The organism is Janibacter sp. DB-40 (assembly GCF_029510815.1).
In the GTDB taxonomy this organism is placed as follows: Bacteria; Actinomycetota; Actinomycetes; order Actinomycetales; family Dermatophilaceae; genus Janibacter.
The window spans coordinates 3,304,054-3,322,128 of sequence record NZ_CP120360.1 but is presented as its reverse complement, the minus strand read 5'-3'; the positions used below and the strand labels follow the sequence as shown (position 1 = coordinate 3,322,128).

The following is an 18,075-nucleotide window of genomic DNA, read 5'->3' as shown; positions in this document are numbered from 1 at the left end:
GTGCGGTCGCGGGGGTACCGCTCGAGGACGGCGGAGCAGGGGGCCGCCGCCCTCGAGCGGGTGGGTCTGATCGTCGTCGCGGCGATGGTCGTCGCGGGTGTCGTCGCCGGTATCAGCGGGGCGCAGCTGCAGACAGCGGTGGGGAATGCTGTCTGCCGGATCCTCGACCAGGGCTCGTGTCCGCCGAAGGGCTCGACCGCGACCCCGTTGCAGCGGGCCACGTGGGGGGAGTACGTCGCCCTGGGCGACAGCTACGCCTCCGGTGAGGGTGCGGGGGACTACGACCCGGACACCGACTACGACCACGGTGACGAGTGGGACCGGGACAACTGGGGTGACGACGAGCGCAACCGGTGCCACCGCTCGGGCAACGCGTACTCCAACGTCATCCAGCGTGAGGGGACGGGCATCACCTTCGAAGGGGGGTCCACCTTCGCCGCGTGCTCGGGCGCGACCCAGGACGACCTGACCGACGACAACGACAGCAACGACCACGAGAACCCGCAGCTGGACGACCTCGACGACGACGTCTCGCTCGTCACGATGTCGATCGGTGGCAACGACCTCGGCTTCGCCGATGTCGTCAAGGATTGCGTCATCAACGGGGAGAGCGGGATCCCCATGCTCGACTCGTGCCAGGACACGCATGCGGACCGGATCGACGAGCGCCTGGACACCATGCACGAGGAGCTCGTGGACACGTATGACGAGATCCAGGAGCAGGCCCGCAACGCCCGGGTCGTCATCGTCGGTTACCCGGAGCTCTTCGAGCAGGAGCCCCGGGACAGCGTCAGCAACCTGCTCTTCGCCGAGGACCAGGAGTGGATGAACGAGCAGGCAGGTGAGCTCAATGACATGCTCCGGGAGGCCGCCCGTGAGGCCGGGGTGGAGTTCATCGATCCGACGGAGGCCTTCCGTGGCCACGGCATCGGGTCCGACGACCCGTGGATCAACGACCTCAACTGGGGTGGCCCAGGGCTCTCGCTCGTCGACCCCGGCAGTTTCCACCCCAACGCCCAGGGGCACGCCGCGATGGCGGAGCTCGTCGAAGACCAGATCAGGGAGCCGGAGTACCCATGAGTGAGCGCGCCCGTCGCCGGGAGCGCGGTGCCAGCTCGGCCGAGTACGTCGGCGTCGTCGTGGTGACCGCGGTTCTCGTGGGGGCGATCGTCCTCGCGATCAGCCCCCAGGGTGCGAACGTCCGAGCCGCCGTGTGCGATGCGGTGGGCTCGATCCTGCGGACCGACCTCTCGTGTGGGTCGGAGGGCGAAGGGGAGGAGGATGCCGGACAACCCACCGACGAGGACTTCGCGCCACCGGTCTGCCAGGTGTCACAGACGGGCGAGCAGGTCAACTCCACCGTCTCCATTGCCTTCTTCGACGTCGGGGACGACGCCGGCCTGATGCGCACGGTCATGAGCGATGGAACCATCACCCTGACGGCCACACGAGGAAGCACGATCGGGGCTTCGGGGTCCGTCGGTGCCGATTTCGAAGCCGGGGGAGGCACTGACCTCGGCGCCGAGGTCAACTTCGGGGGTGGCGTCACCTTCGGCGTCGGCGACACCTGGACCTTCTCGGGTGACGGTGCTGAAGAGCAGGCGAAGGAGTTCGAGGAGGCGTTGGACGAGCACCGTTTCCGCGACGCGAACCGCAGATGGAACCCACGGGGAGCCGTGGTGGCGGATGTCATCGATCCGTTGGAGCCGCTCCCCGAGCCGGATTCGACGACGGTCGACATGGGGGTGACCGGTGGGTTCGATGCGCAGCTCGGTCTCTCTGTGTCGGCCACCGAGGACGGCAGCGGTCCGAGTCTCGATGCGCAGGTCATCGCCGGGTCCATCGATGCGGACGCCACGTGGACTCGAACTCTGGACACCCACGGGACGGAGTCCATGGAGGACGACACGAAGACCTACACCGTGGACATGTCCATCAACCCGGATGTCTCGTCGGACATCTGGGCGGCGGACCTGGGATTGGGTGATACGGCGGGGATGAGCATGGCGGTGACCCAGAACGCCGAGGGCCAGATCACCGAGATCGCCGTCGTGTCCACCAACGACGGGGCGATCAACGGCGGGGTCGGCCTCGCCGGGGAGAGTGGTTCCGGGACCAAGGGCTCGTTCTTCACCTCGCACGAGGAGACGACGGCCACGGTGACGACAACCAGGCTCACCTTGGACCCGGAGGCTCCCGGGTACGCGCAGGACGCGGCAGTCGTCGAGGAGTGGCTCGGTGGCGATGGTTACGAGTGGCCGGGCGCGATCCCGATGAGTGCCGTCAACCCTGCTCATCCCGGGGCGGATCCCTTCAGCCAGCTGATGCACGAGCAGGCCAATGTGTCTGCGGTCACCAGCGAAGGGGTGACCAGCACCTCCGGCCTCGCGGCTGAGGTCGCGCTCGGCGTCAAGCTCGGGTTCGACTTCTCGGCCAACACCAGTGAGGCGGAGGCGGTGTATGCCGCGTACCTTGGAGCACCGAGCGGCGGAGCGCGTTCGATGGTTCCCTACTCGGACTGCATCTCATGAGACCAAGGAGAGTCATGACCAGGACGGGACATCGTCCGCGGACGGGGGCGGCGATCGCGGTGGCGGCCCTCGTGGGGACGACGGCCCTGTCGGCCTGCTCGAGCGACGCACCCAGCGACGGGTGGAAGCAGCTCGAGGGCGAGCGGGTCACGGTGGAGTACCCGCAGGAGTGGACGAAGGGGGAGGGCTCCGGCGAGAAGTGGGTGCTGGCTGCCGAGACCGATGGCGCCGGCATCCAGGTGGCCGATCCCTTCGACGACTCCCGGACGGCTGCCGGGGCGATCGGCTCACTCCAGTTTCCCGCCACGATGAAACTGGACGGGTACCAGCCGGGTGAGGGTCGGGACATCACGGTGGAGGGGGCTGACACCGCCCTGCTGCAGACCTTCACCTACGAGGATGGTGGCGAGACGGCGCAAGGGGCGTGGATCATCGCCTCGCAGCGCCAGCCCTCGGCGTCGGTGGCGGTGACCATCGGTGGGACCGAGGTGGACAAGGCGCTGATCAGCCATGTCGTGGACACCCTGCGGTACCAGCACTCGGACGAGCCGGTGCCGGATGCGAATGAGCAGTCGTGAAGCGCGCCGTAAGGATCATCGCCGCGGTCGTCGCGGCCGCGATCGCCGCATTCCTCGCGCTGTCCGCGGTCATGCTGACCGCCGGTTGGGCGGGTGCCGACGTGACGGCCATCCGGATCCACTTCATCGTCGGGGCGGTCGTGATCGGCCTCGCGGTCGGGGCCGCGAGTGCGTGGTTCGCACCGTCCACGATGGTCAGCGCCGTCGTCACGTGCATCCTCTTGGGCTTGTTGTACCTGCCCTACAACTCGATGGCCTCGCCTGACTGGCTCGCCCAGCTCGCCGCTGCGCTGCTCGGCGCGGCCGCGCCGACGATCTGGCTCGCGAGGGTGCGCGGGGTCGACCGCTGAGAGTGGCGGGGCCTGTCGTGGGCTGGCTGCGCCGTCGTGTGCTGACCGGGTGTGCACCTGACGAGCGTCAGCGCATGACGTAGACGTGGTCGATGCTCCCGCCGGAGCAGACGACCTTCATGGGGGCCGTGTAGTCCTCCACCTGGGCAACCGGGTAGAGGGTCGTCTCGCCGATGGTGGTCGTGTCCGTCGTGTCGGGGTCGGCGAGGGACGGCATCCCTTGTCCGGTGACGCTGCACAGCCCGGGGTCGGGCTCACCACCGGGACGCGGATCGCCCGACCCGGAGCTGGAGACCCACACCATGGCCGTTCCTTCGCCCACCTGCACCTGGGTGTCCTGTCCCGCCATCGAGTCCGCGAGGAGCTCGGACTCACCCGAGTCCCGCCCGGCGAGGATGACGGCCACGATCACGACCGCCACGAGGGCCACGCCGCCGACGGCCAGAGCGGTCTTGAGGAGGGTGGGGCTGAGCGTCCGCATCGGGCTCCCTTCGCTGATGTCTCCCCCGTGCGCTGGTGACGCTACCCGGTCGCCGGCCCGGATGTCGGGTCAGACGAAGCGGGCCAGCCCTCGGGACCGAGGATGGCTGAGAGCGCTCACGCCAGCGAGTGCGACGCCACCCACGACGAGCGCCATGGGGATGCGCGGATAGCCCGCTTCGGTTGGCAGCGACCAAGCCACCACGTCTGCCGGCAGGTCGGGGCACGACAATCGATCCGATCGCGAGGTCTCGCCGATGACGAGTGCGGGGACGAGCGCCTGGCCATCCTGCACCCGCGTTCCCGTGCGCTCGACGTCGCCGGGGGTGCGCAGATCGCGTCTCCCATCCGCAGTCGACAGCGCGCAGCTCCATCGGCTCGCTCGAAAGTCGTCCTCGAGGTCGCCCTCGTGGACGAAGAGCGTGACGCCAGGGTCGAAGAGCGGCGTCTGACCGAGACCGATCGCGCTGCTACCGCTTACGCGGGTCGGCGGGTTGCGGTCCAGCTGCCATGCGTACGACCCGACACCGATGGCAACCAGCGCTGTCAGCAGGAGCGCGGAACTCACGGCCACTCCCGTGCGGTGCGCACGGTCCAGGCTCGTGCGTCGACGGGCGGTCCGTCGTCTCGCCATGGTCGAGTATTCCCCCTTCAAGTTGTCATATCCCGCACATCCTCTACCATTTCGAAGGGTTCCGTGCGGCGAGCAGGCGCCAGACGGTCCTTCAGTGTGATCAGGGGGTTGTATGCGACTCGCGGTCGCCGTCGTCGACGGGACGCAGTCAGAGGAGTCGGTCCGCACGTGGGTGCGGGAGGACGTCCCACTCGTCATCGTCGGTGCGCACGACCCGGTCGCGCTGAGCCACTGGAGCGATGGCTTGTCAGCCACGCACGTCGTCGTCCTGACACGACCCGAGACGCTGTCGCACGCCAAGTTGCAGACGACCATCGCCGCCGGACAGTACCCGCACATCGCCTTCAGCGTGCTCGAGCGGGAGGTCTCCCTCCTGGCACTGGCGGCGTGTGGGATGACTGCCTTGGAGAGCCGGGTCGAGTCGACGGAGGTGGTCGCCCAGCTGCAGTCGATGCTCGCGACGACCGACGCAGGTGTGTGGTTGCGCAGGGTCCACAGGCTGCGGGCTCCGCAGCCGAGGTTCGCGCAGCACCTGCGCTCGATGTTGCCGGGAGGACGCGGTTACATCGCGACGATGACCCCGGAGCCCCTGGTGGTCGCCTCTGCCAAGGCCCGCGAAGCGGTCGCGGAGCATGCCGGACATCTCGTCAGCGAGGAGACGGACGACCGCATGGGTACGGAGGTCCTCACCGAGGTCTTCGGTCCGGAGTGGAACACGCTGCCTCCGGTGGGTTCGACCGCCACGCGCTACGGGTCCTCCGGGGTCGAATACGTGCGTCTCGGTCGTGATGACGCCCTGTCCACCCAGACCTGCCCCCTCTGCTCACTCACCGTGTCCGGCCAAGTGTGCCCCTTCTGCCGTGCCCGACTCGACGATGACTCCCAGGAGACCGCGTGAACCCCCGCCAACGCCGAGGACTGGTGATGATCATCATCGCCGCGCTCGTCGCCATCGCCACCTTCTTCGTCGTCACGGGTTATGTGGCGTCGGTGAACAGCCAGGTGGGGTCGCGAGTGACGGTCTACCGGGCCACGGAGGCCATCGAGCCCTACACGCCACTCAGCGCCAACAACATCGAGCCCGTCGAGGTGCCAGCCCGGTGGGCTGCGGAATCCTCCGTGCTGAGCATGAGCGACCTGCAGGGTCGACGGATCGGATTCCGGGTCAACTCCGGGAGCACCGTCAGCTCGGACATGCTCATCCCCAGCTCCAGCCTCGACCGGGACGAGCGTGAGATCGCCATCAACGTCAACGCGGTGACCGGTGTCGCCGGGCGGGTGCGACCCGGAGACCGCGTCGACATCGTCGCGGTGTTCGGCGAGGTGCCCGGGCTCCCGGCGAGCGTGAAGATGGTCGACAAGGACGTGCGCGTCGTCTCCATCGCGGGGAAGCAGACGGTCACCAAGGAGAGCCAAGGGGGACTGACCGAGCAGGAGGTCATCCCCGTCACCCTGGCGTTGTCGCCGGAGAAGACCATGGCCGTGACCTACGCAGCTGCCTTCGCGAGCGAGGTGCGTCTGGTGGCACTGCCCAGTGATGTCGGTGTCGATCGAGAGAGTGACGTGGAGGAGTTCGATGCCGGTGATCTCGGAGGCAAGGCCGTGACCGAAGGGGAGAACCAATGACCAGCGTCATCATCGGAACACCGGACTCGAATCTTGCGTCCGACCTTTCCGGCATCCTCGACGAGCAGGGCGACTACCAGGTCGAGGCGATCCTGGAGACCACCGAGGCACTCCTGGAACGCACGCGCCGGGCCAACCCGATGGTCGCACTCGTCGACGAGAACCTCGGCCCACAGCCCACGAGCGTCATCGTGGGGGAGATGAGCCGCCGGTCTCCCGGGACGTCCGTCCTGGTCATCTCGGCGCTGCGGACCCCTGAGAAGACCATCCAGGCCATGGCTGCCGGCGCTCGTGGGGTGATCGGCTATCCGTTCGCCTACGAGGACGTCGCCACCCACCTCGACACGGCGGTCGGGTGGTCCAATTCGATGCGCTCCGTGCTGGAGGGCATGGAGGTCACCACCAGTCGCCGGGGCAAGGTGGTGGCCGTGGTCGGGGCGAAGGGGGGCGTCGGTACGACGACCGTCGCCACCCACATGGCCCTCGATCACCTCATGGACCATCCGGACGCGCGCGTCTGCGTGATCGACGCGGACGTGGAGAAGGGTGACGTCAGTGCACTCCTCGAGGTCCGGCAGTCGGTGTCGATCGCGAACGTCGCCCGGGTGTCGGACGACATGACGACGCAGACGGTGCGAGATGCCCTGGTCCACCACGAGACGGGGCTGTTCATGATGCTCGCGCCGGTGGATGTGCGGGAGGCGGAGTACGTCACTCCCGACGCGCTGCGGGCCATCATCGAGATGCTGCGCCGGGACTTCGACCTCGTCGTCGTCGACGGCGGTGGACACGTCTCACCAACCCAGGCGACAGTCGTCGAAGCAGCTGGCATGACGCTCGTCGTGACCACTGCGGATGTCCTCGCCGTGCGGGCGATGCGCAAGCGGATGCAGGCGTGGGAGGCACTCGGCGTCACTGACGAGGCCTCTTGCATGATCCTCGTCAACCAGGTCGACAAGGGCAGTCTCTTCCCCAGCTCGGCGGTGCAGAAGCTGACCACCGCGAGCGTCCTCGACACGACGATCCCCCTGAGCCCCCGGGTCCTTGAGCAGGCCATCAACGATCGCGACCCGCGATCGGTCACGGAGTCGGGGTGGTGGCGCCTGATCCGTGCGATCCGGTCCGACCTGGGCCTGGCGGACAGCGGCCACACGTCCTCTCCGGCGCCTTCGTCGACGAAGCCGGAGGGCCGTCGTCGACGAAAGGACCCCAGGAGGCAGCAGGGGGAGGCGTCGGCCGATGCCGCCACAGCGGCGCCCGGAGACAGCATCGTGACACAGGAGCCCGCGGCTGAGACGGTCCCCTCACCGGCAACGTCCCCTGCACCGCCTCGAGCGATGGAGCCGGGAATCCGCGAGCGTGGAGCCGTTGCCCTGGAGAATGCCGCGATGATCCCGATCGCTCTCCTGCTCGCCGTGATCGGCTGGCAGGTCGCGGTGACCGGTCTGACCTTCATCTACACCGGTCATGCGAGTTCAGCCGCCACCCGGGAGTGGGCCATCACCGGCAACGAGCACGATGCCAGGACCGAGGCGCGTGATGCGGTACCGCAGCCCTTTGGCTCGGGCGTCGATGTCGCTGCCCACGACGCCAGGGTCACCGTGCGCATGGACATCCCGGCGTCGTTCGATGTCCCTGGGCTGCCCCAACAACTGACGGTCACCGAAGGGGTGGTGATGGAGCCATGAGGAGCACACGCGAGCGGGGGACCGCTGCGCTCGAGGTCGTCGGGACAGTGCCCGTGCTGCTCTTGTCGATGATGGTCGCGCTCCAGATCGGGATCGTCGGCTGGACCGTCGTGGAGACGGGTGAGGCAGCGCAAGCCGGTGCGCGGGCCGAAAGTGTCGGGATGGATCCCAAGGAGGCGGTCAAGGAGTCCTTGGGTGGGATGCTCGAACCGAAGAGTTCCTCGGCCGGGGCCAAGACCCCGGCTGAGGGCTACCGGTACACCGTCGAGGTCGAGTTCCCCACCGTGGTGCCCGTCTCGTTGGGGTCGGTCACTCGCTCTGCCGAGATGCCGGTGATCAAGTGAGCCGGTCCTACACGTCCTTCGCCGGGAACAGCCCAGTAGGACAGGCGACCGAGGACGAGTCCCAAGTCGTGTTCTTCCGTCGGTTGCTGCTGGAGGAGGTTGACCTCCACGAGCTGAACCAGCTCGATGCCAACCAGCGCCGTGCCCGTCTGGAGCGGGTCATCGCCCACCTCGTCTCGCGCGAGGGGGTCGTCGTCTCCGCGAGCGAGCGCAACCAGCTCATCCGCCGTGTCGTCGACGAAGCCGTCGGTCTGGGTGTCCTCGAGCCGATCCTCGCCGACCCGGAGGTCAGCGAGGTCATGATCAACGGCCACGACACGATCTTCGTCGAGCGCGCCGGGCGTCTGGAGCGCTGGCCGGCGCCCTTCAGCAGTGAGGAACAGCTGCTCCAGACGATCGACCGCATCGTCTCCACGGTCAACCGCCGTGTCGACGAGTCGAGCCCGATGGCCGATGCTCGCCTTCCGGCGGACAGTCGGATGCCGAGAGGTGCGCGCGTCAACGTGGTGCTTCCGCCGCTGGCGCTCAACGGCCCGACCGTGACGATCCGTCTCTTCCCACGTGCGTTGAGTCTGCAGACGTTGATCCGTGAGCACAAGAGTCTCGATGAGCGCTCGGCCGCACTGCTTCAAGCGTGTGTCACTGCCCGGCTGAACGTCGTCGTCTCCGGTGGCACCGGTTCTGGCAAGACGACCCTCCTCAACGCCCTGTCCACCTTCATCCCGCGGCACGAGCGGATCGTGACCATCGAGGACGCGGCCGAGCTGAGCCTGGATCAGCCGCACACGATCCGGTTGGAGACGCGTCCGCCCAATGTCGAGGGTCGTGGACAGGTGACGATCCGCGATCTCGTGCGCAACTCCCTTCGTATGCGTCCGGACCGAATCATCGTCGGTGAGTGTCGTGGCGGTGAGGCGCTGGACATGCTGCAGGCGATGAACACCGGCCATGACGGGTCACTGACCACGGTGCACGCCAACTCCACCGACGACGCGCTCGCCCGTCTCGAGACCCTGGCTGCGATGAGTGAGGTCGAGGTTCCCTTTCACGCACTGCGCTCCCAGACGAACTCGGCGATCGATGTCATCGTCCAGCTCGGTCGCCAGCGCGACGGCACCCGCCGGATCACCGAGGTCTGCTACGTCGCCAGTCGCCGTCAGGAGGAGTTCAACCTCATCCCGCTGATGACCTTCGACGCCCGTGCGCAGAACCCGGACGGGAGCACGGGGGTCTTCGTGCAGCACGCGATCCCCGAGGAGTTCCTCGAGCGCCTGCGCTACGGCCATGTCGATACGACGCGCTTCGAGGCCCTGCCGAACGACACGCCGCCGGACTCCGGAGTCTCGACATGACCGTGTTCGCGATCATCGTCGGGGCGGTGCTGGCCGCGGTGCTCCTCGTCTACGGCATCCGCGACCTGGCCGAGCTCGCGGCAGAGCGACGTCGTGCCGTCCTCAGGGCCGAGAGCACCCGTCTCAACGACGACGCCTCCCTTCTCGAGGACATGGACCAGCGTCTGGTGCGCACTCGGGTCGGTCGATGGTTGAAGAGCGAGCTGGACGTCGCGGGTGTGACCGTCCGTCCCCTCCTCGTCCTCGGTGGCTCTGTGGGAGTGGGCGTCACTGTCACGTACGTCCTGTGGAACTTCCTGGCCCCGACCCTGGCGGTCCTCGGTGTCCTCGCCGGGTACCTCGCCCTGCGCTGGTACCTGCAACGCGAGCAGCACCGTCGCAGGGAGAAGTTCACCGCCCAGCTGCCTGAGCTGGCGCGGGTTCTCGCCAATGCGAGCTATGCGGGTCTCTCCCTGCCCACCGCAGTGGCGATCGCCGGCGATGAGCTCAACGAGCCGGCTCGAACCGAGCTGGAACGAGTGAGCAACGCACTGAAGTTCGGCTCCTCGCTCGACTCTGCACTGGCGGAGCTGAAGGATCGGGTCGGTACCCGCGAGAGCAACGTGCTCATCTCCACGCTCATCGTCTCGGCTCGATCAGGCGGCTCCCTCGTCTCGGCGTTGCGGGACATCGCCGAAGCCCTCGACCAGCGCAAGGAGACGCGTCGGGAGGTCCAGACGGTTCTGGCGCAGTCCGTCGCGACCTCGAACATGATCGTGATCGTCGCGTTCGGCATCCTGTTCCTGCTCAACACGATCGAGGCCGGCACGGTCCAGAAGATGACGACCGACCTGGTCGGTCAGGTGGTTCTCCTCACCGCCGGGGTTCTCTTCGCCGGGGGTGTGGTCATCATCAGGCAGATCACGAAGGTCGATTGATGAGCTTCCTCGTCGGCGCCATCCCGGGCCTGGTCGCGCTGCTCGTCGTCCTTCTGTGCTTCCGTGGCTACCACCTGCTGCGGTCGGACCCGTCCGAGCATCTCCTGGCAGAGGACTTCGTGCTCCTGCGGGGCGACGAGCGCAAGCGGAGTGAGGGTGAGAGCGCCTTCCAGCGGCTGGCGTCAGGTATGGGTTCCAAGCTGAGGGCATGGCTACCGGCTCAAGCCATCAGGTGGCTTCAGCGGCAGGTCGATGTCGCTGGTCGGCCACAGGGGATGAGTGTCGACTCGCTCCTGTCGAACGCGTCCCGGTGGATCATCATCCTGACGCCGGTGGTGATCCTCGCAGCCGTCCAGGCGAACATCGTGCAGGTGCTCTTGGCAGTCGCCGCCGTGATCATTCTCCCGCTGGCCCGACTCTCGGGCATGGCCCGCAAACGCCGGGAGCAGATCGATCGCGACCTGCCCGACTTCCTCGACGTACTGGCAGTGACGGTCAGCGCCGGAGTCGGGTTCCGTTCGGCCCTGGGGACGGTGGCCCAACGGTTCGAAGGCCCCATCGGTGAGGAAGTCATGACCGTCCTCCACCAGATCAACAACGGGGCGAGTGTCCGATCGGCTTTCACCTCGATGCGTCAACGTGCCGACTCCGATGCGATGGATGAGTTCGTCACCGCCTACCTGCAGTCGGAGGAGCTCGGTGCCCCGCTGGCAGACACGCTCAACCAGATCGCAGCGGAGATGCGTAAGGCCGCCGCCCAACGAATGCGTCAGCTGGCGGCACGGATCGAGCCGCGCGTGACCATGGTCATCACCGCGGTCATGGTCCCGGGAGCCATGATCCTCATCGCCGGCGGCATGTACGTCGCGCTCGGTTCAGAGGCGCTGGGGTCGGTCCTCGGTGGTTGATGTTCACGGCATCCCGCGGTTGCTGGTCACAGTCACCCAGACGGCCTTCGTCGTTCGTCTCGTCGGGTTGTTGGCCGCGCTGGTCCTGGTCATGGGGCGTGAGCTGACACCGGCGATCCTCGTCGGAGTCGTGGCGGCGGGGCTGACCTCCTACGTGGGGCTTGCGCGCCCCGAGTACCTTCGAATGGTCAGCCGACACCCGAGCATTGCCTTGGTCGACCTGGCGATCATGGCGACAGCCGTGGCCTTCGCCGGGGCCGACTCCCCGCTCGTGCTCGTTCTGCTTCCAACTGCGCTCCTGCTCGGACTGTGGGTCGATCGTATTGCCGGGGCGATCGTCATCGTGTGCCTGCTCGGGGTGTACGTCTTCGCCCTCCAGGCGACCACCTTCGCGGGTCAGGGCAGCTTCCTGGTCACCGCCATCCTGCCGTTCGTCTTCATCGTCCTGTGGCTGCTCGGCATGGTGGTGGCCCGCGCCGTCGAGGGTGAGCGTCGGGCACAGGCATCTGTGCGTGACGCCATTGCCAGTGCCGCCGCGGCGGGTGAACGGACCGCCATCGCACGGGAGATCCATGACTCGATGGCGAAGTCGTTGCAGGGCATCGTCATGACCAGTGCCGCGCTGCCAACGCTGGTGGAGCGCAACCCCACGGGCGCACGGGAGCAGGCCCAGGAGCTGCAGGGCATGGCCAGCCAGGCCGTCCACCAGATGCGTCAGATCATGACCTCGCTCCGCGAGCGGTCAGCGGACCAGAGCCTGTCCTCGGCCGTGGCCGAGGTGGTCATGGCCTGGCAGGTGGCCACCGGCCGGCAGGTCGAGCTGTCCGTGCGGGAGAACCTCGACACGGAGGACGACGCCGTGCGCTACGAGCTCGTGCACTGTGTCACCGAGGCCCTGGACAACGTGCGCCGGCACGCGGGGCCGTGCCGGGTCGTCGTGTCACTGGCGCGCGAGGACCCGGATCGCCTCGTCCTCAGGATCGCCGATGACGGTGTCGGTATGAACCACACCGCGGTGGAGAGCGCTGCGCGGGCCGGGCACCACGGGGTCTCGGGTATCCGTGAGCGGATGGCCCGGATCGGCGGTCTGGCCGAGGTCATCTCCGCGGAAGGGGAGGGAACGACCCTTGAGCTGAGCATTCACCGGGAAGGACTGATCGAGCGATGAGCGCGACGCTCCGGGTGCTGGTCGTCGATGACAGCCCGGTCGTACGCATGGGGCTGAAGGCCCTGCTGTCGACCGAGAATGATCTCGAGCTGGTCGGGGAGGCCGGTGACGGGAACGAGGCGCTCGATCGTGCAGCCGAGGTGGACCCAGACGTTGTCCTTCTCGACGTTCGGATGCCCACTCGGGACGGAGTGTCGGTCATCAACGAGCTCGCTGAGGAAGCCACCGTGATCATGATGACCTTCACCGACGAGAGTCACGTCATCCAGGAGGCGCTCAGCCGTGGAGCGAGTGGATATCTCGTCCATGGAACCTTTGATGCCCAGTCCTTGGCAGCGATGATCCGGCAGTGCGCGGCCGGGGCAGGAGCCTTCTCCGGTCCGGCGCTCGCGGCACTGCGTGGCGGGGCGAGCACGGGCCCAGCTGTCGCGCCCGGGCCAGCATCCCGAGAAACACGTGACAGCCCGCGGTCGACGTCACTGAGCGCTCGTCAGAGCGAGGTGATGGAACTTGTCGCGAACGGTCGGTCGAACCAGCAGATCGCCACAGAGCTCTTCCTCGCGGAGAAGACGGTCAAGAACCACATCAACGCGATCTTCGCCGAGCTCGGCGTCGAAACGCGGGCCGAGGCCATCGTCCTGTGGCTTCGGCGCTGACTGGGCCCAGGGACCCAAGGAAACTTTGGGCCCGCACGCGGGCCCGAGGGCCCTGCCGGCAGCGTCAGCCCGACCGTAATGTCTTCCATGTCATCGCAGACGAAGGCTTCCCGCTCAGGGGGCCGGGAGCCACACGAACTCGATTCAGGGAGAAACATCATGACGCACAAGGCCGCAGCCAAGTTCTTCGTCGCCCAGCACGTGCTCACCGAGCGCCTGTCGAACCGTGAGCGCGGTGCGAGCGCACTGGAGTACGTGGGCATGATCATCGTCGCAGCCGTCGTCGTCGGCGCCGTCGCAGGTCTCCTCACGGATGGCAAGATCAAGGGTGCTTTGGGCCCCGCGATCAACGGGATCCTGGGCACCGGCGACGGTGGCGGTGAGACCCCGTGATCAACCTGATCCGGACGTGAGGTTCGGATGATCGTGCGAAGAGGGCCGGGTTGCGTACTCGACCCTCTTCGCCTGTTGGTACCGAATTGCGCGTCGTGCTGGAGCCGGGAGGATGTGGACATGAACGCCGGGGTTGGACAGAGGCAAGGCGGGGGTGGAAGGGACTCCGAGTCGGGAGCTGCCGCCATGACTCTCATCGTCATGGTGGCCATCCTGCTCCTGGGTTTCGCGATGCTCTTTGGCGTGCGACTGAGCAAGGCCACGGACGAAGCCTCAGGATTGCAGACCGCCGCCGACGCCGCTGCTCTGGCAGGAGCGCAGTCCATCGTCGCCGATGCACCTGGCCAGATCGTCTCGGCACTCGTGAGCGGTGAGGTGATCCCCGGGAGCCTGGGGCAGGCCAAGGCGGAGGACTTCGCCAGCCGTAACGGCGCGACGCTGGTCTCCTACAGCTACAGCCCGAGCCTGGACCGGATCCGAGTCACCGTGGAGAGCAAGGACGTCCTCGAGTCCGGTCAGCGTGAGCGCCGGTCGGCCGCTGCGAAGTTGGGCATGCCGTTCAGTGCGTGCGGCACGTCGCAGGAGCCGCCGGCTCCCTCCACGTCGAGTTCGTCGTCCTCGAGCTCGCCCACGTCGTCGACGTCGTCGAGCACCACCCCGCCATCCGTCGATGACGTCTCCGACACGCTCGAGTGCGGCGGCCTGGACATCCCCGTGGTCTGGGAGTGGGACGAGGACGAGGGGTGGGATCTCGACTCCCACGTCGACGCATCCTTGATCAAGGACCTCGATCTCGAGCCCGCGCTGACCGACTGAGACTGCGCGAACCGGCGTGTGCTACCGGGTGATCGGGACCGTCACGGGGTCCAGCCCCGGCAAGGTGACCTTGACCTTGGTGGCGTCCTTGGGCAGGGGTGGGTACATGGCGGTCTGGGAGCGGGGGTCGGGGCCCGCGTCATGGATCGAGGTGCACACGCACCGCTCCTGCGCTCTTTGATGCTTCCCCTCGGGTATCGAGGCGGTGACCGTCTGCAGTTTCGTGTCGGATCCGGGGGCCTGCAGGGTCGGCTGGTCGAACCAGAACCGACCTTCCATCGCGAGATTTACCGCATCCTGCTGGGCGGTGAGTTGGTAGCGCAGGATGGTCGCGTCCGTGGTCACCCTGACGTCGGTGACTTCGAAGATCACGTGCTCTCTGTCGCGAAAGCCGATTCCGAGGTTGACCGTCCCCTTGGCCGCACCCAGCGCTTGGGGCTCTTGGGCAGCCTCGAAGATCTGGCTGCTGCGGTCCTTCATGGATGTCGTCTGCTGGCTGGTGCTGGAGCCGCTCGAGCTGCTGGTCGAGCCGCTCGGGGAGGAATCGGAGTCGTCGGAGCACGCGGACAGGGTCAGCGCGAGCACTGCGGCGGTCGCGGTGGCGGCCAGGGTGCGGGTGCGGGTCATCACTGCTCCTTCGGGAGGGTGATCGTCACGCGGCGGTTGAGGGTCTTGCCCTCGTCGGTCTCGTTGCTGGCAATGGGTTCGCTCTCTCCCCTGCCGGAGGTCGTGAGGCGCACGCCGGACGGTAGGAGGGGCTCGAGGGCCTTGGCGACGGACTCGGCGCGACGCGTGGACAGGCTCTGGTTGTAGCCTGCCTCACCGCTGGAGTCGGTGTGCCCCGTGACCCTGAGCGTGCCGGTGGCGTCCGCCTCCTTGACCGTCTTCGCGGCGGCCTTGATCTCTCGCTTTGCCTTGCCGCTGAGGGTGGCCTCGTCCACCTCGAAGAGGACATCGGCCGACAGGTCGAGGGAGCGGGACTCGGCATCGGATCGCTCGCTGAGAGCGGAGTCCTCGATGACCTTGTGGGTGGTCAGCGGCACGATGAAGGCTGAGGGGTCCTCGATGTCGTTGATGGCGTCGGTCTTGACCCGCGGCCAGCCCTTCCCCACAGGGATCGGCCACTCCTTCGCGATCGGCAGCATGGGGCCGTCCTCGACGGGGACGTCGGGGATGATCTGACCGGCCACTCGGACGGTGACGGTGTCCATGCCCCCGGGGATCTGGGGCAGTGCCGCCGCGTTGACGTACGCGGTGCCGGGCTCGGGGACTTCCGGCAGGATCTGGGTCCACGTGTTGCAGAGGCAGTCATAGACGGTGTCGCCCTTGTAGAGCGTCGTGTACGCCTTGCGACCGGGCAGGTCGATGACGGCGACATCGCCCATGAACTCAGTCCCACTCCGCGGAGGGGACAGGCTGGACCCACTGCCGAAGGCCATCACCAGTTGCCGGAAATCCGATCCGGAGGTGGAGTCGGGCGTGTACCCGACCGACCAGTACACCATCGTCGCGCCCTCGACACGACGCACCCCGTGGACCGAGATCACCACGTCCATCCTCGTCTCGGCCGTGTCCTCGTTGGACGTGGTCCACGCCTGACCCAAGATCGGCACCTCACCCTCGGCATGGGCCGGGGTCGCGAAGGACAGCCCTGACAGCACGAGCGCGGCCACGGAGGCCGCGCCCACCACCCGTCTGATGGGTTTACGGCGTGGACGTCCCCTGCTCATCACGATCATGGCGCCCACTGTACGAAACCAACCGTGGCGCGTCCCGTCGACGCCCTCGTCCTCGGGCGGGGGCGGCTGTCCCCGACTGCATCTGGACGTCGCTGCCGTCGGCTGGTCGAGCCAGTACTGCCCTGCATCGACATCTGTGCCCGGATGGGACGGGGGTGACCGGAGAACCGGTCACCCCCCTTCGCTCGGACGGACTCAGCGGGGCTCGTCGCCGGCGATGAAGGCCTCGAGCCGGCGGCGACCCTCGGTGTCCTCGCGCTGCTCCGGCGGGGACTTCATCAGGTAGGAGCTCGCGGAGAGCAGGGCGCCGCCGATGCCGCGGTCCTTGGCGATCTTGGCCGCGCGGATGGCGTCGATGATGATGCCGGCGCTGTTGGGGGAGTCCCAGACCTCGAGCTTGTACTCGAGGTTCAGCGGGGCGTCGCCGAAGGCGCGACCCTCCAGACGGACATAGGCCCACTTGCGGTCGTCGAGCCACTGGACGTAGTCCGAGGGGCCGATGTGGACGTTGCGTGCGCCGAGGTCGTGGCTGAGGTTGGAGGTGACGGCCCGCGTCTTGGAGACCTTCTTCGACTCCAGGCGCTCGCGCTCGAGCATGTTCTTGAAGTCCATGTTGCCGCCGACGTTGAGCTGGTAGGTCCGGTCGAGGACGACGCCACGCTCCTGGAAGAGGCGGGCCATCACGCGGTGGGTGATCGTCGCGCCCACCTGGCTCTTGATGTCGTCACCGATGATCGGCACCCCCGCGTCCGCGAACTTCTGCGACCACTCCGGGTCGGAGGCGATGAAGACCGGCAGGGCGTTGACGAAGGCCACACCGGCGTCGATGGCGCACTGCGCGTAGAACTTGTCGGCCTCCTCCGAGCCCACCGGAAGGTAGGAGACGAGCACGTCGACCTCGGCGTCCTTGAGCGCCTGCACGACGTCGACCGGCTCGGCGGGGGACTCGTCGATGGTCTCCGCGTAGTACCTGCCGATCCCGTCGAGGGTGTGCCCGCGCTGCACCTCGACACCGGAGGTGGGCACGTCGCAGATCTTGATGGTGTTGTTCTCCGAGGCGTTGATCGCCTCGGACAGGTCCTTGCCGACCTTCTTGTCGTCGACGTCGAACGCGGCGACGAACTGCACGTCCGAGACGTGGTAGTCACCGAAGGTCACGTGCATCAGGCCGGGGACGCTCCCCTGCGGGTCGGCGTCCTGGTAGTACTGCACGCCCTGGACGAGGGAGCTGGCGCAGTTGCCGACACCGACGATGGCGACGCGGATGGAACTCATGGGTTCTCCTTGGTTGGTGACTGGGTCCGTGGTGGGTTGAAGGCGGGGTGGCCGGGGTCGGACAGGCTGCCGGGGCGTACCCGCGGGGCCTGCCGCTCGCTCTCGATGAGGTCCTCGATCCAGACCAGCGCCCGCTCGGTCGAGTCCTCGCCATGGGTTCGAAGGGCGTTGGTCCAGCGGTCCGCGCCCTCGCCGGCGGGGTCCTCGCCGCGCATGGCCGCCAGACGCTCGGCCAGTCGGGCACGGCGGCCCTCGAGGATCCGCAGGCGGACCTCGCGCTCGGTACGGGCGAAGAAGGCCAGCCGCACGTCGAAGGCCTCGTCCTCCCAGCTGCCGGGATCGCTGCGGTCGGCCAGAGCGGCGAAGGTGGCGCGCCCCTCGTCGGTGAGCGTGTAGGTGATCCGCTGCCGGCGTCCGGTGGCGGGTTCCTCCCGGTCGACGCTGACGAGACCACGCCCCTGCAGGCCGGCGAGGCAGGGGTAGAGCGTGCCGAAGGACAGGGCGCGGAAGGGGCCGAGTCGGGAGTTGAGGCGTCGACGGAGCTCGTAGCCGTGCAGGGGGCTCTCGTGGAGCAGACCGAGCACGGCGAACTCGAGCATGTCTCGGCGGCGCACGGGGGA

Annotated in this window: 21 protein-coding genes; 15 read left to right on the top strand and 6 right to left on the bottom strand. The window is 67.6% G+C overall.

From position 1 onward, the window contains the following. The 4 genes from PVE36_RS15990 to PVE36_RS15975 are packed head-to-tail and all read left to right on the top strand — an operon-like array spanning position 1 to position 3,459. Entirely contained in the window at positions 1–1,080 is a 1,080-nt protein-coding gene (locus PVE36_RS15990; RefSeq protein WP_277453713.1) for an SGNH/GDSL hydrolase family protein, read from the top strand. Beyond that, on the top strand, positions 1,077–2,531 hold the full coding sequence (locus PVE36_RS15985) for a hypothetical protein (protein ID WP_277453711.1): 1,455 nt from the start codon (positions 1,077–1,079) through the stop codon (positions 2,529–2,531). Before PVE36_RS15990 ends, PVE36_RS15985 begins: the two co-directional genes overlap by 4 nt. 14 nt (positions 2,532–2,545) lie before the next feature. Continuing rightward, positions 2,546–3,109, top strand: coding sequence for a hypothetical protein (locus PVE36_RS15980; RefSeq protein WP_277453709.1), 564 nt, complete (start codon positions 2,546–2,548; stop codon positions 3,107–3,109). Continuing rightward, positions 3,106–3,459 carry a hypothetical protein gene (locus PVE36_RS15975; protein WP_277453708.1) on the top strand — a complete coding sequence of 118 codons (354 nt, stop codon included), beginning with the start codon at positions 3,106–3,108 and terminating at the stop codon, positions 3,457–3,459. Before PVE36_RS15980 ends, PVE36_RS15975 begins: the two co-directional genes overlap by 4 nt. A gap of 67 nt (positions 3,460–3,526) precedes the next feature. Here the strand turns inward: PVE36_RS15975 and PVE36_RS15970 are convergent, their stop codons facing one another. Both PVE36_RS15970 and PVE36_RS15965 read right to left on the bottom strand, forming a co-directional pair. Further along, the gene (locus PVE36_RS15970; protein WP_277453707.1) at positions 3,527–3,940 is read right to left on the bottom strand and encodes a hypothetical protein; all 414 of its coding nucleotides are present in this window, start codon (positions 3,938–3,940) and stop codon (positions 3,527–3,529) included. A gap of 69 nt (positions 3,941–4,009) precedes the next feature. Continuing rightward, a complete protein-coding gene (locus tag PVE36_RS15965) occupies positions 4,010–4,507 on the bottom strand; it encodes a hypothetical protein (RefSeq protein ID WP_277453706.1) in 498 nt (165 codons plus the stop codon). Positions 4,508–4,685: 178 nt separating this feature from the next. Here PVE36_RS15965 and PVE36_RS15960 point away from each other — a divergent pair, with 178 nt between their 5' ends. The 11 genes from PVE36_RS15960 (at position 4,686) to PVE36_RS15910 (ending at position 14,441) form a co-directional block, all read left to right on the top strand. Continuing rightward, a complete protein-coding gene (locus PVE36_RS15960) occupies positions 4,686–5,471 on the top strand; it encodes a hypothetical protein (protein WP_277453705.1) in 786 nt (261 codons plus the stop codon). Continuing rightward, on the top strand, positions 5,468–6,199 hold the full coding sequence (gene cpaB, locus PVE36_RS15955; protein ID WP_277453703.1) for a Flp pilus assembly protein CpaB: 732 nt from the start codon (positions 5,468–5,470) through the stop codon (positions 6,197–6,199). The genes PVE36_RS15960 and cpaB overlap by 4 nt, the downstream gene beginning before the upstream one ends. Next, the gene (locus tag PVE36_RS15950) at positions 6,196–7,887 is read left to right on the top strand and encodes a P-loop NTPase (protein WP_277453702.1); all 1,692 of its coding nucleotides are present in this window, start codon (positions 6,196–6,198) and stop codon (positions 7,885–7,887) included. The genes cpaB and PVE36_RS15950 overlap by 4 nt, the downstream gene beginning before the upstream one ends. Next, a complete protein-coding gene (locus PVE36_RS15945) occupies positions 7,884–8,231 on the top strand; it encodes a TadE family protein (protein WP_277453701.1) in 348 nt (115 codons plus the stop codon). Before PVE36_RS15950 ends, PVE36_RS15945 begins: the two co-directional genes overlap by 4 nt. Then, a complete protein-coding gene (locus PVE36_RS15940; RefSeq protein ID WP_277453700.1) occupies positions 8,228–9,583 on the top strand; it encodes a CpaF family protein in 1,356 nt (451 codons plus the stop codon). The genes PVE36_RS15945 and PVE36_RS15940 overlap by 4 nt, the downstream gene beginning before the upstream one ends. Further along, the gene (locus tag PVE36_RS15935) at positions 9,580–10,500 is read left to right on the top strand and encodes a type II secretion system F family protein (protein ID WP_277453699.1); all 921 of its coding nucleotides are present in this window, start codon (positions 9,580–9,582) and stop codon (positions 10,498–10,500) included. Before PVE36_RS15940 ends, PVE36_RS15935 begins: the two co-directional genes overlap by 4 nt. Further along, positions 10,500–11,408, top strand: coding sequence for a type II secretion system F family protein (locus PVE36_RS15930; protein WP_277453698.1), 909 nt, complete (start codon positions 10,500–10,502; stop codon positions 11,406–11,408). Before PVE36_RS15935 ends, PVE36_RS15930 begins: the two co-directional genes overlap by 1 nt. Beyond that, positions 11,401–12,576 (top strand): histidine kinase, encoded by a 1,176-nt coding sequence (locus PVE36_RS15925; RefSeq protein WP_277453697.1) that lies wholly within the window; start codon positions 11,401–11,403, stop codon positions 12,574–12,576. The genes PVE36_RS15930 and PVE36_RS15925 overlap by 8 nt, the downstream gene beginning before the upstream one ends. Continuing rightward, entirely contained in the window at positions 12,573–13,232 is a 660-nt protein-coding gene (locus PVE36_RS15920; RefSeq protein ID WP_277453696.1) for a response regulator transcription factor, read from the top strand. Before PVE36_RS15925 ends, PVE36_RS15920 begins: the two co-directional genes overlap by 4 nt. 159 nt (positions 13,233–13,391) lie before the next feature. Further along, positions 13,392–13,625 carry a hypothetical protein gene (locus tag PVE36_RS15915; RefSeq protein ID WP_277453695.1) on the top strand — a complete coding sequence of 78 codons (234 nt, stop codon included), beginning with the start codon at positions 13,392–13,394 and terminating at the stop codon, positions 13,623–13,625. Between the two features lie 186 nt (positions 13,626–13,811). Next, positions 13,812–14,441, top strand: a complete 630-nt coding sequence (locus tag PVE36_RS15910; protein WP_277453694.1) for a pilus assembly protein TadG-related protein — start codon at positions 13,812–13,814, stop codon at positions 14,439–14,441. Between the two features lie 21 nt (positions 14,442–14,462). Here the strand turns inward: PVE36_RS15910 and PVE36_RS15905 are convergent, their stop codons facing one another. The 4 genes from PVE36_RS15905 to PVE36_RS15890 all read right to left on the bottom strand — a co-directional run bounded on the left by PVE36_RS15905 (position 14,463) and on the right by PVE36_RS15890 (position 18,069). Further along, a complete protein-coding gene (locus tag PVE36_RS15905; protein WP_277453693.1) occupies positions 14,463–15,068 on the bottom strand; it encodes a hypothetical protein in 606 nt (201 codons plus the stop codon). Then, positions 15,068–16,180: an OmpA family protein gene (locus PVE36_RS15900; protein WP_277453692.1), complete on the bottom strand. Its 1,113-nt coding sequence runs from the start codon at positions 16,178–16,180 to the stop codon at positions 15,068–15,070. Before PVE36_RS15900 ends, PVE36_RS15905 begins: the two co-directional genes overlap by 1 nt. 195 nt (positions 16,181–16,375) lie before the next feature. Next, complete coding sequence (locus tag PVE36_RS15895) at positions 16,376–17,455, bottom strand: inositol-3-phosphate synthase (protein WP_277453691.1); 1,080 nt, start codon at positions 17,453–17,455, stop codon at positions 16,376–16,378. Beyond that, positions 17,452–18,069 carry a PadR family transcriptional regulator gene (locus PVE36_RS15890; RefSeq protein ID WP_277453690.1) on the bottom strand — a complete coding sequence of 206 codons (618 nt, stop codon included), beginning with the start codon at positions 18,067–18,069 and terminating at the stop codon, positions 17,452–17,454. The genes PVE36_RS15895 and PVE36_RS15890 overlap by 4 nt, the downstream gene beginning before the upstream one ends. Positions 18,070–18,075: the final 6 nt, after the last annotated feature.